The organism is Streptomyces sp. NPDC051636, assembly GCF_044453765.1.
Taxonomy (GTDB): domain Bacteria; phylum Actinomycetota; class Actinomycetes; order Streptomycetales; family Streptomycetaceae; genus Streptomyces.
This window is the reverse complement of the sequence record NZ_JBITDA010000011.1, coordinates 106,130-125,966: the sequence shown is the minus strand read 5'-3', so window position 1 is coordinate 125,966 and position 19,837 is coordinate 106,130. Positions and strand designations below refer to the sequence as shown.

The following is a 19,837-nucleotide window of genomic DNA, read 5'->3' as shown; positions in this document are numbered from 1 at the left end:
AAACATGAGCAAGATCCTGATCCGTGGTGCGAAGGTGCTCGGCGGCGAGCCGCAGGACGTCCTGATCGACGGCGAGGTCATCGAGGCGGTCGGCACCGGGCTCTCCGACGAGGGCGCCGAGGTCGTCGAGGCCGAGGGCAAGGTGCTCCTGCCGGGGCTCGTGGACCTGCACACGCACCTGCGTGAACCCGGGCGCGAGGACTCCGAGACGGTCCTCACCGGCACGCGCGCGGCGGCGAGCGGCGGCTACACGGCCGTCTTCGCCATGGCCAACACCTTCCCCGTCGCCGACACCGCCGGCGTCGTCGAGCAGGTCTGGCGGCTGGGCCGCGAGTACGGCTACTGCGACGTGCAGCCCATCGGCGCCGTCACTGTCGGGCTGGAGGGCCGCAAGCTCGCCGAACTGGGCGCGATGCACGAGTCGGCCGCCGGGGTCACCGTCTTCTCCGACGACGGCAAGTGCGTGGACGACGCCGTGATCATGCGCCGGGCGCTGGAGTACGTGAAGGCCTTCGGCGGGGTCGTCGCCCAGCACGCGCAGGAGCCGCGGCTGACCGAGGGCGCCCAGATGAACGAGGGCGTCGTCTCCGCCGAGCTGGGCCTGGGCGGCTGGCCGGCCGTCGCCGAGGAGTCGGTCATCGCCCGCGATGTGCTGCTCGCCGAGCACGTCGGCTCCCGCGTGCACATCTGCCACCTGTCGACCGCCGGATCCGTCGAGATCGTCCGCTGGGCCAAGTCCCGCGGCATCGACGTCACCGCCGAGGTCACCCCGCACCACCTGCTCCTCACCGACGAGCTGGTGCGCTCCTACAACCCCGTCTACAAGGTCAACCCGCCGTTGCGCACCGAGCGCGACGTCCTGGCCCTGCGCGAGGCGCTCGCCGACGGCACGATCGACATCGTCGCCACCGACCACGCACCGCACCCGCACGAGGACAAGGACTGCGAGTGGGCCGCGGCCGCCATGGGCATGGTCGGCCTGGAGACCGCGTTGTCGGTGGTCCAGGAGACCATGGTGGACACCGGTCTGCTGGACTGGGCCGGCGTCGCCGACCGGATGTCCGTCAAGCCCGCGCGGATCGGCCGGGCGACGGGCCACGGCCGCCCCGTCTCGGCAGGCGAGCCCGCCAACCTCACCCTCGTCGACACGACATACCGTGGCCTGGTGGACCCCGCGGGCTTCGCCTCGCGCAGCCGCAACACCCCGTACGAGGGACGCGAGCTGCCGGGCCGTGTCACCCACACGTGGCTGCGGGGCAAGGCCACGCTCGTCGACGGGAAGCTCACGTGACACCTCTGCATCTGACGTATCTGGCCGCCGAGAAGAAGTCGGCCGAGGTCACCGACTGGGCCGCGCGCGTCGGCTGGCTCGTCGGCCTCGCCCTCTTCGTCGCGCTCGTCTACTGGCTGATGCGCGAAGGCTGGAAGTGGCGCGGCACGCTCCAGGGCGACCTGCCCGAGCTGCCCACCGCGCCCGACGACGCCGGTCCGGCGAAACTGAGCATGACCGGCCGCTACCACGGCTCCACCACCGCGGGTCAGTGGCTGGACCGCATCGTGGCGCACGGCCTGGGCACCCGCAGCAGGGCCGAGCTCACCCTGACGGACGCGGGCCTGGACGTCGTACGCCCCGGGGCGGCCGACTTCTTCGTCCCGGCCGCCGCGCTGCGCGAGGCACGGCTGGACAAGGGCATCGCCGGCAAGGTTCTCACCGAGGGCGGACTGCTGATCGTCACCTGGCGGCACGGCGACCGACTGATCGACTCCGGGTTCCGCTCCGACCGGGCGGCCGAACACAGCGAGTGGGCCGACGTCATCAACTCCATGATCGAAACCAACAGCACGGAAGGCGCCGAACGATGACGACCTCCACCAGGGGAGCCAGCAGGACTCCCGCCGTACTCGTCCTGGAGGACGGCCGGATCTTCCGCGGCCGCGCCTACGGGGCCGTGGGGGCGACCTTCGGCGAGGCCGTTTTCTCCACCGGCATGACCGGCTACCAGGAGACCCTCACCGACCCCTCCTACCACCGCCAGGTCGTGGTGATGACCGCCCCGCACGTCGGCAACACCGGCGTCAACGACGAGGACCCCGAGTCCAAGCGCATCTGGGTGGCCGGTTACGTCGTGCGCGACCCCGCGCGCGTGCCCTCCAGCTGGCGCTCGCGCCGCTCCCTGGACGAGGAGCTCGCCGCGCAGGGCGTCGTCGGCATCTGCGGCATCGACACCCGCGCCCTCACCCGCCACCTGCGCGAGCGCGGCGCCATGCGCGTCGGCATCTTCTCCGGCAACGCGCTCCCCGACGAGGGCACCATGCTCGCCGAGGTCCGCCAGGCGCCCGAGATGAAGGGCGCGGACCTCTCCGCCGAGGTCGCCACCCGGGAGGCGTACGTCGTCCCCGCGATCGGCGAGAAGAAGTACACCGTCGCCGCCGTCGACCTCGGCATCAAGGGCATGACCCCGCACCGCATGGCCGAGCGCGGCATCGAGGTGCACGTGCTGCCCGCGACGGCGACCGTCGAGGACGTCTACGCCGTGAACCCCGACGGCGTGTTCTTCTCCAACGGCCCCGGCGACCCCGCCACCGCCGACCACCCGGTCTCCGTCATGCAGGGCGTCCTGGAGCGCGGCACCCCGCTGTTCGGCATCTGCTTCGGCAACCAGATCCTGGGCCGCGCCCTCGGCTTCGGCACCTACAAGCTGAAGTACGGCCACCGCGGCATCAACCAGCCGGTGCAGGACCGCACCACCGGCAAGGTCGAGGTCACCGCGCACAACCACGGCTTCGCCGTCGACGCCCCGCTCGACCAGGCGACCGAGACCCCCTACGGCCGCGTCGAGGTCTCCCACGTCTGCCTCAACGACAACGTGGTGGAGGGCCTCCAGCTCCTCGACCGCCCGGCCTTCAGCGTCCAGTACCACCCCGAAGCGGCAGCCGGCCCGCACGATGCCGCCTACCTGTTCGACCGCTTCGTATCCCTGATGGAGGGCCAGCGTGCCTAAGCGCACCGATATCCAGTCCGTCCTGGTCATCGGCTCCGGCCCGATCGTCATCGGCCAGGCCGCCGAGTTCGACTACTCCGGCACCCAGGCCTGCCGGGTCCTCAAGGCCGAGGGCCTGCGGGTGATCCTCGTCAACTCCAACCCGGCGACGATCATGACCGATCCGGAGATCGCCGACGCCACGTACGTCGAGCCGATCACCCCGGAGTTCGTCGAGAAGATCATCGCCAAGGAGCGGCCCGACGCGCTGCTGCCCACCCTGGGCGGTCAGACGGCCCTCAACACGGCCATCTCGCTGCACGAGAACGGCGTCCTGGACAAGTACGGCGTGGAGCTGATCGGCGCCAACGTCGAGGCGATCCACAAGGGCGAGGACCGCGACCAGTTCAAGGATGTCGTGGAGGAGGTCCGCAGGAAGATCGGGCACGGCGAGTCCGCCCGCTCGGTCATCTGCCACTCCATGGACGAGGTTCTGGCCGGCGTCGAGCAGCTCGGCGGCTACCCGGTCGTCGTCCGCCCCTCCTTCACCATGGGCGGCGCCGGCTCCGGCTTCGCGCACGACGAGGACGAGCTGCGCCGCATCGCCGGGCAGGGCCTCACCCTCTCGCCGACCACGGAGGTGCTCCTGGAGGAGTCCATCCTCGGCTGGAAGGAGTACGAGCTGGAGCTGATGCGCGACAAGCACGACAACGTCGTGGTCGTCTGCTCCATCGAGAACTTCGACCCCATGGGCGTGCACACCGGCGACTCGATCACGGTCGCACCCGCGATGACGCTGACCGACCGCGAGTACCAGATCCTGCGCGACATCGGCATCGCCGTGATCCGCGAGGTCGGCGTCGACACCGGCGGCTGCAACATCCAGTTCGCGGTGAACCCCGAGGACGGCCGGGTGATCGTCATCGAGATGAACCCGCGCGTGTCCCGCTCCTCCGCTCTCGCCTCCAAGGCGACCGGCTTCCCGATCGCCAAGATCGCCGCGAAGCTCGCCGTCGGCTACACCCTCGACGAGATCCCGAACGACATCACGCAGGAAACCCCGGCCTCCTTCGAGCCGACCCTCGACTACGTGGTCGTGAAGGCCCCGCGGTTCGCCTTCGAGAAGTTCCCGCAGGCCGACTCCACGCTGACCACCACCATGAAGTCGGTCGGCGAGGCCATGGCCATCGGCCGCAACTTCACCGAGGCCTTCCAGAAGGCGCTGCGCTCGCTGGAGAAGAAGGGCAGCCAGTTCACCTTCGTCGGCGAGACCGGTGACAAGGCCGCCCTCCTGGCGGAGGCCGTGCGCCCCACCGACGGCCGGATCAACACCGTCATGCAGGCCATCCGCGCGGGCGCCACGCCCGAGGAGGTCTTCGAGTTCACGAAGATCGACCCGTGGTTCGTCGACCAGCTCTTCCTGCTGAAGGAGATCGCGGACGAGCTGGCCGAGGCGCCCGAGCTCACCGCCGAACTGCTCGCCGAGGCCAAGCGGCACGGCTTCTCCGACCAGCAGATCAGCGAGATCCGCGGCCTGCGTGAGGACGTCGTCCGCGAGGTCCGGCACGCGCTCGGCATCCGCCCGGTCTACAAGACCGTCGACACCTGCGCCGCCGAGTTCGCCGCGAAGACGCCGTACTTCTACTCCTCCTACGACGAGGAGACCGAAGTCGCGCCCCGCGAGAAGCCCGCGGTCATCATCCTGGGCTCCGGTCCCAACCGCATCGGCCAGGGCATCGAGTTCGACTACTCCTGCGTCCACGCCTCCTTCGCGCTGAGCGACGCCGGGTACGAGACCGTGATGGTCAACTGCAACCCGGAGACCGTCTCCACGGACTACGACACCTCCGACCGGCTGTACTTCGAGCCGCTGACGCTGGAGGACGTGCTGGAGATCGTGCACGCCGAGCAGCAGGCCGGCCCGGTCGCGGGCGTCGTCGTGCAGCTGGGCGGCCAGACCCCGCTGGGCCTGTCGCAGGCGCTGAAGGACAACGGCGTGCCGATCGTGGGCACCTCCCCGGAGGCCATCCACGCGGCCGAGGACCGCGGTGCCTTCGGCCGCGTCCTCGCCGAGGCCGGCCTGCCCGCCCCCAAGCACGGCACGGCCACCACCTTCGAGGAGGCCAAGGCCATCGCCGACGAGATCGGCTACCCGGTCCTCGTGCGGCCCTCGTACGTCCTCGGCGGGCGCGGCATGGAGATCGTGTACGACGAGACCCGGCTCGCCACCTACATCGCCGAGTCGACCGAGATCAGCCCCTCCCGGCCGGTGCTGGTCGACCGCTTCCTCGACGACGCCATCGAGATCGACGTCGACGCCCTGTACGACGGCGAGGAGCTGTACCTCGGCGGTGTCATGGAGCACATCGAGGAGGCCGGCATCCACTCCGGCGACTCGGCGTGCGCCCTGCCCCCGATCACGCTGGGCGGCTTCGACATCAAGCGGCTGCGCGCCTCGACCGAGGCCATCGCGCGCGGGGTGGGCGTCCGCGGCCTGATCAATATCCAGTTCGCGATGGCGGGCGACATCCTGTACGTCCTGGAGGCCAACCCGCGCGCCTCCCGTACGGTCCCCTTCACCTCGAAGGCGACCGCGGTGCCGCTGGCCAAGGCCGCCGCCCGGATCTCCCTGGGCGCGACCATCGCCGAGCTGCGCGAGGAGGGCCTGCTGCCGAAGCACGGTGACGGTGGCGAGCTGCCGCTCGACGCGCCGATCTCCGTCAAGGAGGCGGTCATGCCGTGGTCGCGCTTCCGCGACATCCACGGCCGGGGCGTCGACACGGTGCTCGGCCCGGAGATGCGCTCCACCGGCGAGGTCATGGGCATCGACTCCGTCTTCGGCACGGCGTACGCCAAGTCGCAGGCCGGAGCCTACGGGCCGCTGCCCACCAAGGGCCGCGCCTTCATCTCGGTCGCCAACCGCGACAAGCGCTCGATGATCTTCCCGGCACGCGAGCTGGTCGCCCACGGCTTCGAGCTGCTCGCCACGTCCGGCACGGCCGAGGTCCTCAAGCGCAACGGCATCAACGCCACGGTCGTGCGCAAGCAGTCCGAGGGCACCGGCCCGAACGGCGAGCGGACCATCGTCCAGCTCATCCACGACGGCGAGGTCGACCTCATCGTCAACACCCCGTACGGCACCGGCGGCCGCCTCGACGGCTACGAGATCCGTACGGCGGCCGTGGCGCGGTCCGTGCCGTGTCTGACGACGGTCCAGGCGCTCGCCGCCGCCGTCCAGGGCATCGACGCGCTCAACCACGGTGACGTGGGCGTGCGTTCGCTCCAGGAACACGCCCAGCACCTGACCGCGGCCCGCGACTAGCGGCGGACGAGGGGGACACCGGAAACGGTGTCCCCCTCTTCACGAGGCTCTCCTTGAGGACACACTGATGTACAAGCTCTTCTTCCGTCTGGTTTTCACCCGGATGGACCCGGAGAAGGCCCACCACCTGGCCTTCCGCTGGATCCGCCTCGCCGCCCGCGTCCCCGTGCTGCGCACCTGCCTCGCCGCCGCCCTCGCGCCCCGCTACACGGAGCTGCGCACGGAGGCCTTCGGGCTGCGCATGCACGGCCCCTTCGGGCTCGCCGCCGGCTTCGACAAGAACGCGGTCGCCATCGACGGCATGTCGATGCTGGGCTTCGACCACGTCGAGATCGGCACGGTGACGGGGGAGCCGCAGCCCGGCAACCCCAAGAAGCGGCTGTTCCGGCTCGTCGCGGACCGCGCGCTGATCAACCGCATGGGCTTCAACAACGACGGCTCGCTGGCCGTCGCGGCCCGCCTCGCCACCCGTGAACCCGTCTTCAGGACCGTCGTCGGCGTCAACATCGGCAAGACCAAGGTGGTCCCGGAGGCCGAGGCGGTCGGCGACTACGTGAAATCGGCCGAGCGGCTGGCACCGTACGCCGACTACCTGGTGGTCAACGTCTCCTCCCCGAACACGCCCGGCCTGCGCAACCTGCAGGCCACCGAGGCGCTGCGCCCGCTGCTGAGCGCCGTCCGCGAGGCCGCCGACCGGGTCGTGCCCGGGCGCCGCGTGCCGCTGCTGGTGAAGATCGCGCCGGACCTCGCCGACGAGGACGTCGACGCGGTCGCCGACCTGGCCGTCGGACTCGGCCTGGACGGAATCATCGCCACGAACACGACCATCGCGCGCGAGGGGCTCGGTCTGACATCCGACCCCTCGCTGGTGAAGGAGGCCGGCGGGCTGTCGGGTGCGCCCCTGAAGGCGCGCTCCCTGGAGGTGCTGCGCCGCCTCTACGCGCGCGTGGGTGACCGCATCACCCTCGTGGGCGTCGGCGGCATCGAGAACGCCGAGGACGCCTGGCAGCGCATCCTGGCGGGCGCCACGCTGGTCCAGGGCTACAGCGCCCTCGTCTACCAGGGACCCTTCTGGAGCCGGGCGATCCACAAGGGACTGGCGGCCCGCCTGCGCACCAGCCCGTACGCCACCCTCGCCGACGCGGTCGGCGCCGACGTGAGGACCTCCGCATGACCTCTCCGGAGCCGTTCGGCGCCCGCCTGCGCCGCGCCATGGACGAGCGCGGCCCGCTGTGCGTCGGCATCGACCCGCATGCCTCCCTGCTCGCCGAGTGGGGTCTGAACGACGACGTCGCGGGCCTGGAGCGGTTCAGCCGCACGGTCGTCGAGGCGGTGGCCGACCGGGTCGCCGTCCTGAAGCCGCAGAGCGCCTTCTTCGAGCGGTTCGGCTCGCGCGGCATCGCCGTCCTGGAGACGTCCGTGCGCGAGGCCCGCGAGGCAGGCGCCCTGGTCGTGATGGACGCCAAGCGCGGCGACATCGGCTCGACCATGGCCGGGTACGCGGAGGCGTTCCTGCACAGGGACGCCCCGCTGTTCTCCGACGCCCTGACCGTCTCGCCGTACCTCGGCTACGGCTCCCTGAGCCCGGCCGTCGCGCTGGCCCGGGAGTGCGGCGCCGGCCTGTTCGTCCTCGCGCTGACCTCCAACCCCGAGGGCCGCGAGGTGCAGCACGCGGTCCGCGCCGACGGACGGAACGTCGGCGCGACGATGCTGGCCCACCTGGCGGCCGAGAACGCGGGGGAGGAGCCCCTGGGGTCCTTCGGCGCGGTCGTGGGCGCCACGCTCGGCGACCTGTCGTCGTACGACCTGAACATCAACGGCCCGCTCCTCGCCCCAGGCGTCGGGGCCCAGGGCGCGACGCCGGCCGATCTTCCCCGGGTGTTCGGGACGGCGGCGCGCAACGTCGTGCCGAACGTCAGCCGGGGTGTTCTGCGTCACGGTCCCGAGGTCGGCGCGCTGCGGGCGGCCGCGGAGCGGTTCGCGGAGGAGATCCGGGCCGCCGTGACGGGTGCCTGATCCCCCGCTGGGACGGCTTGAGTGTGAATACATCCTCAAATCGAGGGCAGTATGTCTGAAATGTCCGGCCTGGCGGAGGCTGACCAGGACTTTTCCGCTGTTCTCGCTGACTCTGGCGGACTTGCCCGCTAGTCTCCGAGCAGAGTGAACGGGCAAGCGTGTTGCTCGTGGCTCCCCAGGTGTGGGGCGACTAGGTTCCTCACCGGTCCGTATCCGACAGTTCGACATCCGAGGTGACGTAGGCGTGGCTCTTCCGCCCCTTACCCCTGAACAGCGCGCAGCCGCGCTCGAAAAGGCCGCCGCGGCTCGCCGGGAGCGGGCCGAGGTCAAGAATCGACTCAAGCACTCCGGCGCCTCTCTTCACGAGGTCATCAAGCAGGGCCAGGAGAACGACGTCATCGGCAAGATGAAGGTCTCCGCCCTGCTCGAGTCCCTGCCGGGCGTGGGCAAGGTCCGCGCCAAGCAGATCATGGAGCGACTCGGGATCTCCGAGAGCCGCCGCGTGCGTGGCCTCGGTTCCAACCAGATCGCGTCCCTGGAGCGCGAGTTCGGGAGCACCGGCTCCTGAAGTACTGGGCAGTCCGGGACCGGCGTTCCGGGCATCCCGGGATTGCTGGAATAATCACTGCATGAGTGAACGTCCGCGGCTGACCGTGCTCTCCGGCCCCTCCGGGGTCGGCAAGAGCACGGTCGTCGCCCATATGCGCAAGGAACACCCCGAGGTCTGGCTCTCGGTGTCGGCGACCACCCGCAAGCCGCGCCCCGGCGAGCGGCACGGAGTCCACTACTTCTTCGTCACCGACGAGGAGATGGACAAGCTGATCGCCAACGGCGAGCTGCTGGAGTGGGCCGAATTCGCCGGCAACCGCTACGGCACGCCCCGCCAGGCCGTGCTGGAGCACCTGGAGTCCGGGGTCCCGGTGCTCCTGGAGATCGACCTCCAGGGTGCCCGGCAGGTCCGGGAGTCCATGTCCGAGGCGCAGCTGGTGTTCCTGGCTCCTCCCTCCTGGGAGGAGCTCGTGCGCAGACTCACCGGCCGGGGCACCGAGCCGCCCGAGGTCGTCGAGCGCCGCCTGGACGCGGCCAAGGTCGAGCTGGCGGCCGAGCCGGAGTTCGACGAGACCCTGGTCAACACCTCCGTCGAGGACGTGGCGCGCGAGCTGCTAGCCTTGATGGACGTTGTGTGATCGTGACGGTCACCCTCACTGATTCTTTCCCATCCATCGGAAGGTAGAGCGTGTCCTCTTCCATCACCGCGCCCGAGGGCATCATCAACCCGCCGATCGACGAGCTCCTCGAGGCCACCGACTCGAAGTACAGCCTCGTGATCTACGCGGCCAAGCGTGCCCGCCAGATCAACGCGTACTACTCGCAGCTCGGCGAGGGCCTCCTCGAGTACGTCGGTCCGCTCGTCGACACCCACGTCCACGAGAAGCCGCTCTCCATCGCGCTGCGCGAGATCAACGCGGGCCTGCTGACCTCCGAGGCCATCGAGGGCCCCGCGCAGTAGTACTTTCAGCTTGCAGGTGGTTTTTCCACAGGCCCGGCAGCGCGACTGCCGGGCCTGTGGTGTGTGATGGTCTCGTACGTTGCCGAGCCGGGGAGAGACGGTGGACAAGCCGAAGGTCGTTCTGGGGGTCAGTGGTGGCATCGCCGCCTACAAGGCCTGTGAGCTGCTGCGGAGGCTGACGGAGTCGGGTCACGACGTCCGCGTCGTCCCCACCGCCTCCGCCCTGCACTTCGTCGGCGCGGCGACCTGGTCGGCCCTCTCCGGCAACCCCGTCTCGACCGAGGTCTGGGACGACGTCCACGAGGTGCCGCACGTCCGCATCGGCCAGCAGGCCGACCTGGTGGTCGTCGCCCCCGCCACCGCCGACACGCTCGCCAGGGCGGCCCACGGCCTCGCCGGCGACCTGCTGACGAACACGCTGCTCACCGCACGCTGCCCGGTCGTCTTCGCCCCCGCCATGCACACCGAGATGTGGGAGCACCCGGCCACCCAGGACAACGTGGCGACCCTGCGCCGCCGGGGCGCCGTCGTCATCGAACCGGCGGTCGGCCGCCTCACCGGTGCCGACACCGGCAAGGGGCGGCTGCCCGACCCCGCGGAGATATTCGAGGTGTGCCGACGGGTCCTCGCCAGGGGATTGACGGAGCCGGACCTCGCCGGCCGGCACGTCGTCGTCAGCGCCGGCGGCACCCGCGAGCCCCTCGACCCGGTCCGCTTCCTCGGCAACCGCTCCTCCGGCAAGCAGGGCTACGCCCTCGCCCGTACGGCAGCCGCGCGCGGAGCCCGGGTGACGCTCGTCGCCGCGAACACCGGCCTGCCGGACCCGGCCGGCGTGGACGTCGTCCCCGTCGGCACCGGCCTCCAGCTGCGCGAGGCGGTGCTGAAGGCGGCCGCCGACGCCGACGCCGTGGTCATGGCCGCCGCCGTCGCCGACTTCCGCCCCGCCGCCTACGCGGCCGGGAAGATCAAGAAGAAGGACGACCAGGATCCCGAGCCGGTCACCCTCGTACGGAATCCGGACGTCCTCGCGGAGATATCGGCCGATCGGCCCCGCCCCGGACAGGTGGTTGTCGGCTTCGCCGCCGAGACGGACGACGTCCTCGCCAACGGCCGGAAGAAGCTGGTGCGCAAGGGCTGCGACCTCCTCGTGGTGAACGAGGTGGGGGAGCGGAAGACCTTCGGCTCCGAGGAGAACGAGGCCGTGGTGCTCGGCGCCGACGGCAGCGAGACGCCCGTACCGCACGGTCCGAAAGAAGCCCTCGCCGAGATCGTCTGGGACCTCGTGGCCGGACGCCTGAGCTGATCGTTCCGGGCCTTGTTTCGCCGTTCGGCGGCTTCTTCAAAGATGGCCTTGTCGCGTGGCGACTCTGGCCAAGGCCGCCGCGCATTGGGCAGAATGCGCGTGCCGCAGGTCACAGGGCTCCCGAGAGGCGAGACAGGTGCTCCGGTGGCAGAGTGCGACCGATAAACTAATCCAGGCCGATGCCGGGCGCAGCTCCCCGCGTCGTCCGCCAATGATCAGCCAGCAGCCGCTGCAACCCCAGGGAGCGTTGTGTCCCGTCGCCTGTTCACCTCGGAGTCCGTGACCGAAGGTCACCCCGACAAGATCGCTGATCAGATCAGCGACACCATTCTGGACGCGCTTCTGCGCGAGGACCCCTCCTCCCGGGTCGCCGTGGAGACCCTGATCACCACCGGTCTGGTGCACGTGGCCGGCGAGGTCACCACCAAGACCTACGCGGACATCGCGACCCTGGTCCGCAACAAGGTCCTCGAGATCGGCTACGACTCCTCGAAGAAGGGCTTCGACGGCGCCTCCTGCGGCGTGTCCGTCTCGATCGGCGCGCAGTCCCCGGACATCGCGCAGGGCGTGGACACGGCGTACGAGTCCCGGGTCGAGGGCGACGACGACGAGCTCGACAAGCAGGGCGCGGGCGACCAGGGCCTGATGTTCGGTTACGCGACCGACGAGACGCCCACCCTGATGCCGCTGCCGATCTTCCTGGCGCACCGTCTGTCCAAGCGCCTGTCGGACGTCCGCAAGAACGGCACGATCCCCTACCTGCGCCCGGACGGCAAGACACAGGTCACCATCGAGTACGACGGCGACAAGGCCGTCCGCCTCGACACGGTCGTCGTCTCCTCGCAGCACGCGAGCGACATCGACCTGGAGTCGCTGCTCGCGCCCGACATCCGCGAGTTCGTCGTCGAGCCGGAGCTGAAGGCCCTCCTCGACGAGGGAATCAAGCTCGACACCGAGGGCTACCGGCTGCTGGTCAACCCCACCGGCCGCTTCGAGATCGGCGGCCCGATGGGCGACGCCGGCCTGACCGGCCGCAAGATCATCATCGACACCTACGGCGGCATGGCCCGCCACGGCGGCGGTGCCTTCTCCGGCAAGGACCCGTCCAAGGTGGACCGCTCGGCGGCGTACGCGATGCGCTGGGTCGCCAAGAACGTCGTGGCGGCCGGCCTGGCCTCCCGCTGCGAGGTCCAGGTCGCCTACGCGATCGGCAAGGCCGAGCCGGTCGGTCTGTTCGTGGAGACCTTCGGCACCCACAAGGTCGAGACGGAGAAGATCGAGAACGCCATCACCGAGGTCTTCGACCTCCGTCCGGCCGCCATCATCCGCGACCTCGACCTGCTCCGCCCGATCTACGCCCAGACCGCGGCGTACGGCCACTTCGGCCGCGAGCTGCCCGACTTCACCTGGGAGCGCACGGACCGCGTGGAGGCGCTGCGGAAGGCCGTGGGGCTGTAAGCCCTGCGTGGCTCGTCGACCAGGCCCGGCTTCCCTTCGGGGAGCCGGGCCCCGTCGTGCGGGGGGCTGGCCAGGGTGTCGCCAAACGGATCCGGCGGCGCTCACGGTCGGTCTCCAGGATCCTGACCGGAAGTTCCTGCCCCTCCCGGACGGCGCCTTTGGCCAGGTCACAGACGTGCACCAGTCCCTCCGTGTCCTCGGCGATGCACACGAACGCGCCGAACGGGACGAGCTTGGTCACCCGGCCGGGCAGGACGTCACCCACGCGCGCGGTCAGACGGTGCCAGGGGTCTTCCCGCAGGGCCTTGAGGGACAGAGGGCCACCTGTCCCTGCAGAGGTCCGCGGCGAGTACCTCGCCGGTGACCGGCTGCCCCGGTCCGGCCACGTTCTCCGGGTGATCGATGCGCGACCACGTCAGCTCGGGAACACGGATGAAACCCGTCCCGGGCCAGAGGGGGTGCACAGGCTCCCCGTCGAGGTGCACGAACACCCCGAAGTTCCGTACGGCGGACACCGTCCCCGTGAGGACGTCCCCGGGCTCGATGCCGAGCAGGAAGCGGCGCAGCGGCTCGTCCTCGCAGGCCTTGGCGGACAGCCAGACCCGGCCCTTGCCGTCATCGGGGCCCATGACCTCGGCCGTGATCCGCTGCCCGGGCGCGACGGCTTCCGACGGGTCCTCCATGTGAGCCCAGGACAGTTCGTGGCGAGGGATACGGCCCGCCGGAGCCTGCGGGCCGTCGCCGTCGAGGCGCACGACGACGTCCCGCCCGTCGAAGCCGGCCACCGTGCCGGTCCGCGCCTCCCCGCGCCGGACCGCCTCGAGGCGGGTGCGCAGCTGGTCGAACGGGGTCGGTGGCGGTTCGGTCATGGCCGTGAGCCTGGGCCCGGCCTCCCGGACGCCGGGGGCGTTTGTCAGTGCCGTTTGGTAAGAATGCAAGCGTGAGCAGCGAGAAGGGGCAGGGGGGCGGCGGGGCCGAGGGGGCCGCGGCGGCGGAGCAGCTCGCGCTTGTCCGGGAGGGTGTGCGGCAGGGGAAGGCCAAGGCGCCGCGGGCCAAACCGCGGACGTGGCGGGGGGCCGCGCTGGCCAAGGAGTTGCCGGTCGCGCGGGTGCTGGTGGACAAGGGGGTGCTGCATCTCGACCGGTACTTCGACTACGCCGTGCCCGAGGAGCTGGACGCCGAGGCCCAGCCCGGGGTGCGGGTGCGGGTGCGGTTCGGGGCCGGGCGGGGCCGGGTGCGGGAGGGGCGCCGTGAGGGCGGGGGGCTCATCGACGGGTTTCTGATCGAGCGGCGGGCCGAGTCCGACTACTCCGGGCCGCTGGCGGCACTGGCCCAGGTGGTGTCGCCCGAGCCCGTGCTGAGCGGGGAACTGCTGGGGCTGGCGCGGGCCGTCGCCGATCGGTACGCGGGGAGCCTCGCCGATGTGCTCCAGCTGGCCGTGCCGCCGCGCAGCGCGCGGGCCGAGCAGCGGCCGTCGCCCGCGCCGCTGCCGCCTCCGCCGGCCCCGGACCCCGGGGCGTGGGCCCGGTACGAGCGGGGGGCGGCGTTCATCGAGTCGCTGGCCTCGGGCGGGGCGCCCCGCGCCGTGTGGAACGCGCTGCCCGGGCCCGGCTGGAGCGAGGAGCTGGCGCGGGCCGTCGCCGCGACGCTCGCCTCGGGACGCGGCGCCCTCGTCGTCGTACCGGACGGGCGGGCCGCCGCCCGGGTCGACACCGCGCTGACCGCACTGCTCGGCGCGGGGCGGCACGCGCTGCTCACCGCCGACGCCGGGCCGGAGAAGCGGTACGCGCAGTGGCTCGCCGTGCGGCGCGGGTCGGTGCGGGCCGTGGTCGGGACGCGGGCCGCCATGTTCGCGCCGGTGCGGGACCTCGGGCTCGTCGCCATCTGGGACGACGGGGACGACAGCCACAGTGAGCAGCACGCCCCGCAGCCGCATGCCCGGGACGTGCTGCTGCTGCGTGCCGGACTGGACAAGTGCGGCTTCCTGCTGGGCGGTTGGAGCTGCACCGTGGAGGCGGCGCAGCTCGTGGAGAGCGGCTGGGCCCGGCCCCTGGTCGCGGGGCGGGAGCAGGTGCGGCGGACCGCGCCGCTGGTGCGGACCATCGGGGACGGCGACCTCGTGCGGGACGAGGCCGCCCGGGCCGCCCGGTTGCCGACGCTCGCCTGGCAGGTGGCCCGCGAGGGACTCCGGCACGGGCCGGTGCTGGTGCAGGTGCCCCGGCGGGGGTACGTGCCGCGTATGGCCTGTGCGCAGTGCCGGGCGCCCGCGCGCTGCCAGCACTGCTCCGGCCCGCTCCAGGCGCAGGACGCCGGGGCGCTCCGGTGCGGCTGGTGCGGGCGCGAGGAGGGTGCCTGGCACTGCCCCGCGTGCGGGGGCTTCCGGCTGCGCGCCCAGGTGGTCGGGGCGCGGCGGACCGCCGAGGAGCTGGGACGGGCCTTTCCCACCGTGCCCGTGCGGACCTCCGGCCGCGAGCATGTCCTGGACACGGTCCCGGCCACCCCCGCGCTGGTCGTGAGCACACCGGGGGCCGAGCCGGTCGCCGAGGGCGGCTACGCGGCGGCCCTGCTGCTGGACGGCTGGGCCATGCTCGGGCGGCCCGATCTGCGCGCCGGTGAGAACGCGCTGCGGCGCTGGATCGGGGCCTCGGCGCTGGTACGGGCGCAGGGCGAGAAGGGGACCGTGGTGGTCGTCGCCGAACCCACCCTGCGGCCCGTGCAGGCGCTGGTGCGGTGGGACCCGGTCGGGCACGCGGCGCGGGAGCTGGCCGAGCGGGCCGAGCTGGGGTTTCCGCCGGTGTCGCGGATGGCGGCCGTGTCAGGGACGGCGCAGGCCGTGGCGGAGTTCCTCAATACGGTCGAACTGCCCTCCGATGCCGAGGTGTTGGGGCCCGTGCCGATTCCGGTCACGCTCCCGGGAGGGCCCCGGCGTCCCGGGGCACCGCCCCCCGGGGAGCACTGGGAGCGGGCACTCGTCCGGGTGCCGCCCGGCAGCGGGGCCGCACTCGCGTCCGCGCTGAAGGCGGCGCAGGCCGCGCGCATGGCGCGGGGCAGCGGGGAGGCGCCGGTACGGGTGCGGATCGATCCGCCGGACATCGGGTGAGCCCGGAGGCGGGGTCGTCGTGGCCCCGGCATGCGGCCGCCCTCCCGGATGCATGTGCCGGGAGGGCAGGGTGAGGGTGGGGCCGGACGCCCGGGCGTCAGCCGTTGCGCGGGCCGGGGAAGGCCGTGGGCCTGGCCTCGTCGCGGAGGGTGGGGCTGCCCGCGGTCGGCTGGGTCGGCATCGAACGGGCCGCCGGGACCGTCGGCACCGTGGGCAGGCCGGTGTTCACGTTGAGCGTGCGCGTGCCCGACGGTTCCGTCGCGCGCTCGGCCTCCGCGGCGGCCTGGGCCGCGGCGCGGCGGGCGCCGTAACGGCGGTGGACCGCCTGCTTGGTGACCCCGAGGGCGGAGCCCACCGCGTCCCACGAGAAGCCGAGTGAGCGGTCGAAGTCCACGGCGGCCGTGACCAGGGTTTCGACACTGTCCCGGAGTTCCTGGGCCAGACGGACCGTCGGGGCGGGGGCGCGTCCGTAGACGACGAAGCCCGTGGAGGGGCCGGAGCGGCGCGGGCGGTAGACGTTGCCCAACTGGGCGGTGAGCGTGCGCAGTGCGTCCACCTGCCGGCGGACCCGCTCGATGTCCCGCACCAGCAGATGCAGGCTGGCCCGGGCCTGGGCGTCGTGGGTGGCGTGGTCGGCCATGAACAAGCCTCTCGAACCGGCGTTGAAAGGAATTGGGCCGCGAAACGGCCCGATGTGGTCAACTCTCTCTTGACCAACGCGTGTGCGCTCCGCTGGTAACGGGGTGGGGGCGTGTGGGCTTGGGCGTACGCCGTTCTCCCACCCCCGCGCCACCTGTTTCGAGTTGGTCGAGAGGCCGGGCGCTCCCTGGGAGTCGCTCGCCGTCGATGGCTTCCCGTTCGCGGTCGGTGATACGGCATAGACTTGTGCGTTGCCCGTCAATCACCGCCCGAGAGGCCCGTTGCCACCCATGAAGCTGGTCTTCGCCGGTACCCCCGAGGTCGCCGTTCCCGCCCTGGACGCCCTCCTGACCGCCGGGCGGCACGAGGTGGCCGCCGTCGTCACACGGCCCGACGCCCCGGCCGGGCGGGGACGCAGGCTGGTCGCCTCTCCCCTGGCCGAGCGGGCGGCGGAGGCGGGGATCGAGGTGCTGAAGCCCGGCAAGCCGCGGGACCCGGAGTTCCTGGAGCGGCTGAGGGAGATCGCGCCCGACTGCTGCCCCGTCGTCGCCTACGGCGCCCTGCTGCCCAGGGCGGCCCTCGACATCCCCGTCCACGGCTGGGTCAACCTGCACTTCTCGCTGCTGCCGGCCTGGCGCGGGGCGGCTCCCGTGCAGCACGCCATCATGGCGGGGGACGAGATCACCGGCGCCTCCACCTTCCTGATCGAGGAGGGGCTGGACTCGGGGCCGGTCTACGGGACGGTCACCGAGGAGATCCGGCCCACCGACACCAGCGGTGACCTGCTGACCCGGCTGGCGTTCGCGGGCGCCGGACTGCTCGCCGCCACCATGGACGGCATCGAGGACGGCACGCTGAAGGCCGTACCGCAGCCCGCCGAGGGCATCACCGTCGCCCCGAAGATCACCGTCGAGGACGCCCAGGTCGACTGGTCGGCCCCCGCGCTGCGCGTGGACCGGGTGGTGCGCGGCTGCACCCCGGCGCCGGGCGCCTGGACCACCTTCCGCGGCGAGCGGCTCAAACTCATCCAGGTCAGGCCCGTGCCGGAGCGGACGGACCTCGCGCCGGGACAGCCGGCGGCCGGCAAGAACAGCGTCCACGTCGGTACGGGCTCGTACGCCGTCGAGCTGCTGTGGGTACAGGCCCAGGGCAAGAAGCCGATGCGGGCGGCGGACTGGGCCCGGGGCGTGCGGATCGCGGACGGGGAGACACTGGGCGGCTGAGGCCCCCGGCCACGACGTACGCTGGGCATCGCACCCCGACCCACACCCGGAGCACCTTTTTCGTGAGTGACCAGCCGCGTCGGCCCCGTAAGCCCGCCAAGCCCTATCGCCGGCCCCAGAAGGACCCCGTCCGCATCCTTGCCTTCGAGGCGCTGCGTGCCGTGGACGAGAGGGACGCGTACGCCAATCTCGTCTTGCCGCCGCTGTTGAGGAAGGCGCGGGAGAAGGGGGACTTCGACGCCCGGGACGCGGCGCTGGCCACGGAGTTGGTGTACGGGACGCTGCGGCGGCAGGGGACGTACGACGCCGTGATCTCGGCCTGTGTCGACCGGCCGCTCAGGGAGGTCGACCCGCCGGTCCTCGACGTGCTCAGCCTCGGGGCACACCAGTTGCTCGGGACGCGGATTCCGACGCACGCCGCCGTGTCCGCCTCCGTCGAGCTGGCCCGGGTCGTGCTCGGTGACGGCCGGGCGAAGTTCGTCAACGCGGTGCTGCGGAAGGTGGCCCAGGACGACCTCGACGGGTGGCTGGAGAAGGTCGCGCCGCCGTACGAGGAGGATCCCGAGGACCATCTCGCCGTGGTGCACTCGCATCCCCGCTGGGTCGTCTCCGCCCTGTGGGACTCGCTGGGCGGCGGGCGCGCCGGGATCGAGGACCTGCTGGAGGCCGACAACGAGCGGCCCGAGGTGACGCTCGTCGCCCGGCCCGGGCGGTCCACCACCGAGGAACTGCTCCGCGAGGACGCCGCCGTACCCGGCCGCTGGTCGCCGTACGCCGTGCGGCTCACCGAGGGCGGGGAGCCGGGGGCCGTGGAGGCCGTGCGGGAGGGCCGGGCCGGGGTGCAGGACGAGGGCAGCCAGCTGGTCGCCCTCGCGCTGGCGGGCGCGCCGCTGGAGGGGCCCGACGAGAAGTGGCTCGACGGGTGTGCGGGCCCCGGCGGCAAGGCCGCGCTGCTCGCCGCGCTCGCCGCCGAACGCGGGGCGGTGCTGCTCGCCTCCGAGAAACAGCCGCACCGCGCCGGGCTGGTGGCCAAGGCGCTGGCCGGGAATCCCGGGCCGTACCAGGTGATCGCCGCCGACGGCACCCGGCCGCCGTGGCGGCCCGGCAGCTTCGACCGGGTGCTGGTGGACGTGCCGTGCACCGGTCTCGGCGCTCTGCGCCGACGGCCCGAGGCCCGGTGGCGGCGCCGTCCGCAGGACCTGGAGAACTTCGCACCGCTGCAGCGCGCCCTGCTGCGCGGCGCGCTGGACTCGGTGCGGGTGGGCGGCGTCGTCGGCTATGCCACCTGCTCGCCGCACCTCGCCGAGACCCGGGCCGTCGTCGAGGACGTCCTCAAGCAGCGCCGGGACACCGAACTCCTCGACGCCCGCCCCCTCCTGCCGGGGATCCCGGCGCTGGGCGAGGGCCCCGACGTGCAGCTGTGGCCGCATCTGCACGGCACCGACGCCATGTATCTGGCGCTCCTTCGCCGGACGGGCTGACCTGCGGCCGGGGCGGGCGCGGGGCTGCCCCGGCCGGTTCCGGCAGCCGTACCTGGTGTACCGGGGCGAACAACCGTGCCAGAACATGGCAGGCTTGGGTCATGGCCGTGCAGATCAACCCCAGCATCCTGTCCGCCGACTTCGCCCGCCTCGCGGAGGAGGCCAAGGCGGTCCAGGGAGCCGACTGGCTCCACGTCGACGTCATGGACAACCATTTCGTCCCGAACCTCACGCTCGGCGTGCCGGTCGTAGAGTCCCTGGCCCGCGCCACGGACACCCCGCTGGACTGCCATCTGATGATCGAGGACGCCGATCGCTGGGCGCCCCAGTACGTGGAAGCGGGTGCCTCGTCCGTCACGTTCCACGTCGAGGCCGCCGCCGCCCCCGTGCGGCTCGCCCGCGAGATCCGCGCCAAGGGTGCCCGCGCATCCATGGCGCTCAAGCCCGCGACGCCGATCGAGCCGTACGAGGACCTGCTCCCCGAACTCGACATGCTGCTGATCATGACGGTCGAGCCGGGCTTCGGCGGTCAGGCGTTCCTGGACATCATGCTTCCCAAGATCCGCCGCACCCGCGAGCTGATCGACAAGCACGGCCTCGAGCTGTGGTTGCAGGTCGACGGAGGCGTCTCGGCGTCGACGATCGAGCGGTGCGCGGACGCGGGAGCGGACGTTTTCGTCGCCGGTTCGGCCGTGTACGGGGCAAAGGACCCGGCGGAAGCGGTACGTGCACTACGCACCCAGGCCGAGGCGGCGACCGCCAAGGCGTCCTGGGCCTGCGACCACTAGACGGCCCTTGGGCCAC

18 protein-coding genes are annotated in these 19,837 nt (G+C 72.1%); 15 read left to right on the top strand and 3 right to left on the bottom strand.

What is annotated here, in order from left to right; all coding sequences use genetic code 11:
- Window positions 1–4: 4 nt before the first annotated feature.
- From ACIBBH_RS20870 to metK, 11 genes are all read left to right on the top strand, one after another.
- The gene (locus ACIBBH_RS20870; RefSeq protein WP_399406640.1) at window positions 5–1,291 is read left to right on the top strand and encodes a dihydroorotase; all 1,287 of its coding nucleotides are present in this window, start codon (window positions 5–7) and stop codon (window positions 1,289–1,291) included.
- Entirely contained in the window at window positions 1,288–1,863 is a 576-nt protein-coding gene (locus ACIBBH_RS20865; RefSeq protein WP_399406638.1) for a hypothetical protein, read from the top strand. Before ACIBBH_RS20870 ends, ACIBBH_RS20865 begins: the two co-directional genes overlap by 4 nt.
- Window positions 1,860–3,002 carry a glutamine-hydrolyzing carbamoyl-phosphate synthase small subunit gene (carA, locus tag ACIBBH_RS20860; RefSeq protein ID WP_399406636.1) on the top strand — a complete coding sequence of 381 codons (1,143 nt, stop codon included), beginning with the start codon at window positions 1,860–1,862 and terminating at the stop codon, window positions 3,000–3,002. Before ACIBBH_RS20865 ends, carA begins: the two co-directional genes overlap by 4 nt.
- The gene (carB, locus tag ACIBBH_RS20855) at window positions 2,995–6,303 is read left to right on the top strand and encodes a carbamoyl-phosphate synthase large subunit (RefSeq protein WP_399406633.1); all 3,309 of its coding nucleotides are present in this window, start codon (window positions 2,995–2,997) and stop codon (window positions 6,301–6,303) included. The genes carA and carB overlap by 8 nt, the downstream gene beginning before the upstream one ends.
- A 67-nt stretch (window positions 6,304–6,370) precedes the next feature.
- Window positions 6,371–7,477 (top strand): quinone-dependent dihydroorotate dehydrogenase, encoded by a 1,107-nt coding sequence (locus ACIBBH_RS20850; RefSeq protein ID WP_399406631.1) that lies wholly within the window; start codon window positions 6,371–6,373, stop codon window positions 7,475–7,477.
- Window positions 7,474–8,319 (top strand): orotidine-5'-phosphate decarboxylase, encoded by an 846-nt coding sequence (gene pyrF / locus ACIBBH_RS20845; RefSeq protein WP_399406629.1) that lies wholly within the window; start codon window positions 7,474–7,476, stop codon window positions 8,317–8,319. The genes ACIBBH_RS20850 and pyrF overlap by 4 nt, the downstream gene beginning before the upstream one ends.
- Before the next feature lie 244 nt (window positions 8,320–8,563).
- Window positions 8,564–8,887 carry an integration host factor gene (locus tag ACIBBH_RS20840; protein WP_003977346.1) on the top strand — a complete coding sequence of 108 codons (324 nt, stop codon included), beginning with the start codon at window positions 8,564–8,566 and terminating at the stop codon, window positions 8,885–8,887.
- A 61-nt stretch (window positions 8,888–8,948) separates the two neighbouring features.
- Entirely contained in the window at window positions 8,949–9,506 is a 558-nt protein-coding gene (gmk, locus tag ACIBBH_RS20835) for a guanylate kinase (protein WP_399406627.1), read from the top strand.
- Between the two features lie 50 nt (window positions 9,507–9,556).
- Window positions 9,557–9,829, top strand: a complete 273-nt coding sequence (gene rpoZ / locus ACIBBH_RS20830; protein WP_005319902.1) for a DNA-directed RNA polymerase subunit omega — start codon at window positions 9,557–9,559, stop codon at window positions 9,827–9,829.
- 100 nt (window positions 9,830–9,929) lie between these two features.
- Entirely contained in the window at window positions 9,930–11,132 is a 1,203-nt protein-coding gene (coaBC, locus tag ACIBBH_RS20825) for a bifunctional phosphopantothenoylcysteine decarboxylase/phosphopantothenate--cysteine ligase CoaBC (protein WP_399406625.1), read from the top strand.
- A 249-nt stretch (window positions 11,133–11,381) separates the two neighbouring features.
- Window positions 11,382–12,590 (top strand): methionine adenosyltransferase, encoded by a 1,209-nt coding sequence (gene metK, locus ACIBBH_RS20820; protein WP_399406623.1) that lies wholly within the window; start codon window positions 11,382–11,384, stop codon window positions 12,588–12,590.
- Here the strand turns inward: metK and ACIBBH_RS20815 are convergent.
- Entirely contained in the window at window positions 12,535–12,801 is a 267-nt protein-coding gene (locus ACIBBH_RS20815; RefSeq protein ID WP_399406850.1) for a hypothetical protein, read from the bottom strand. The genes metK and ACIBBH_RS20815 overlap by 56 nt on opposite strands.
- Window positions 12,802–12,847: 46 nt before the next feature.
- Window positions 12,848–13,459: a S1 RNA-binding domain-containing protein gene (locus ACIBBH_RS20810; protein WP_399406621.1), complete on the bottom strand. Its 612-nt coding sequence runs from the start codon at window positions 13,457–13,459 to the stop codon at window positions 12,848–12,850.
- A 71-nt stretch (window positions 13,460–13,530) separates the two neighbouring features.
- Between ACIBBH_RS20810 and ACIBBH_RS20805 the strand changes: the two genes are divergently transcribed.
- A complete protein-coding gene (locus ACIBBH_RS20805; protein WP_399406619.1) occupies window positions 13,531–15,690 on the top strand; it encodes a primosomal protein N' in 2,160 nt (719 codons plus the stop codon).
- Window positions 15,691–15,787: 97 nt separating this feature from the next.
- Here ACIBBH_RS20805 and ACIBBH_RS20800 read toward each other — a convergent pair whose 3' ends face one another.
- The gene (locus tag ACIBBH_RS20800) at window positions 15,788–16,330 is read right to left on the bottom strand and encodes a hypothetical protein (RefSeq protein ID WP_399406617.1); all 543 of its coding nucleotides are present in this window, start codon (window positions 16,328–16,330) and stop codon (window positions 15,788–15,790) included.
- A 289-nt stretch (window positions 16,331–16,619) separates the two neighbouring features.
- Here ACIBBH_RS20800 and fmt point away from each other — a divergent pair, with 289 nt between their 5' ends.
- The 3 genes from fmt (at window position 16,620) to rpe (ending at window position 19,821) form a co-directional block, all read left to right on the top strand.
- Window positions 16,620–17,552: a methionyl-tRNA formyltransferase gene (gene fmt, locus ACIBBH_RS20795; protein WP_399406615.1), complete on the top strand. Its 933-nt coding sequence runs from the start codon at window positions 16,620–16,622 to the stop codon at window positions 17,550–17,552.
- A gap of 62 nt (window positions 17,553–17,614) precedes the next feature.
- The gene (locus ACIBBH_RS20790; protein ID WP_399406613.1) at window positions 17,615–19,033 is read left to right on the top strand and encodes an RsmB/NOP family class I SAM-dependent RNA methyltransferase; all 1,419 of its coding nucleotides are present in this window, start codon (window positions 17,615–17,617) and stop codon (window positions 19,031–19,033) included.
- 101 nt (window positions 19,034–19,134) lie between these two features.
- Window positions 19,135–19,821, top strand: coding sequence for a ribulose-phosphate 3-epimerase (gene rpe, locus ACIBBH_RS20785; protein ID WP_399406611.1), 687 nt, complete (start codon window positions 19,135–19,137; stop codon window positions 19,819–19,821).
- Window positions 19,822–19,837 lie beyond the last annotated feature (16 nt).

Bases quoted from the DNA above. Each gene is read 5' to 3' on its own strand.
- ACIBBH_RS20870 (WP_399406640.1), top strand. From the start codon at position 5: ATGAGCAAGATCCTGATCCGTGGTGCGAAGGTGCTCGGCGGCGAGCCG.
- carA (WP_399406636.1), top strand. From the start codon at position 1,860: ATGACGACCTCCACCAGGGGAGCCAGCAGGACTCCCGCCGTACTCGTC.
- ACIBBH_RS20850 (WP_399406631.1), top strand. From the start codon at position 6,371: ATGTACAAGCTCTTCTTCCGTCTGGTTTTCACCCGGATGGACCCGGAG.
- pyrF (WP_399406629.1), top strand. From the start codon at position 7,474: ATGACCTCTCCGGAGCCGTTCGGCGCCCGCCTGCGCCGCGCCATGGAC.
- gmk (WP_399406627.1), top strand. From the start codon at position 8,949: ATGAGTGAACGTCCGCGGCTGACCGTGCTCTCCGGCCCCTCCGGGGTC.
- ACIBBH_RS20810 (WP_399406621.1), bottom strand. From the start codon at position 13,459: ATGACCGAACCGCCACCGACCCCGTTCGACCAGCTGCGCACCCGCCTC.
- ACIBBH_RS20800 (WP_399406617.1), bottom strand. From the start codon at position 16,330: ATGGCCGACCACGCCACCCACGACGCCCAGGCCCGGGCCAGCCTGCAT.
- fmt (WP_399406615.1), top strand. From the start codon at position 16,620: ATGAAGCTGGTCTTCGCCGGTACCCCCGAGGTCGCCGTTCCCGCCCTG.
- rpe (WP_399406611.1), top strand. From the start codon at position 19,135: ATGGCCGTGCAGATCAACCCCAGCATCCTGTCCGCCGACTTCGCCCGC.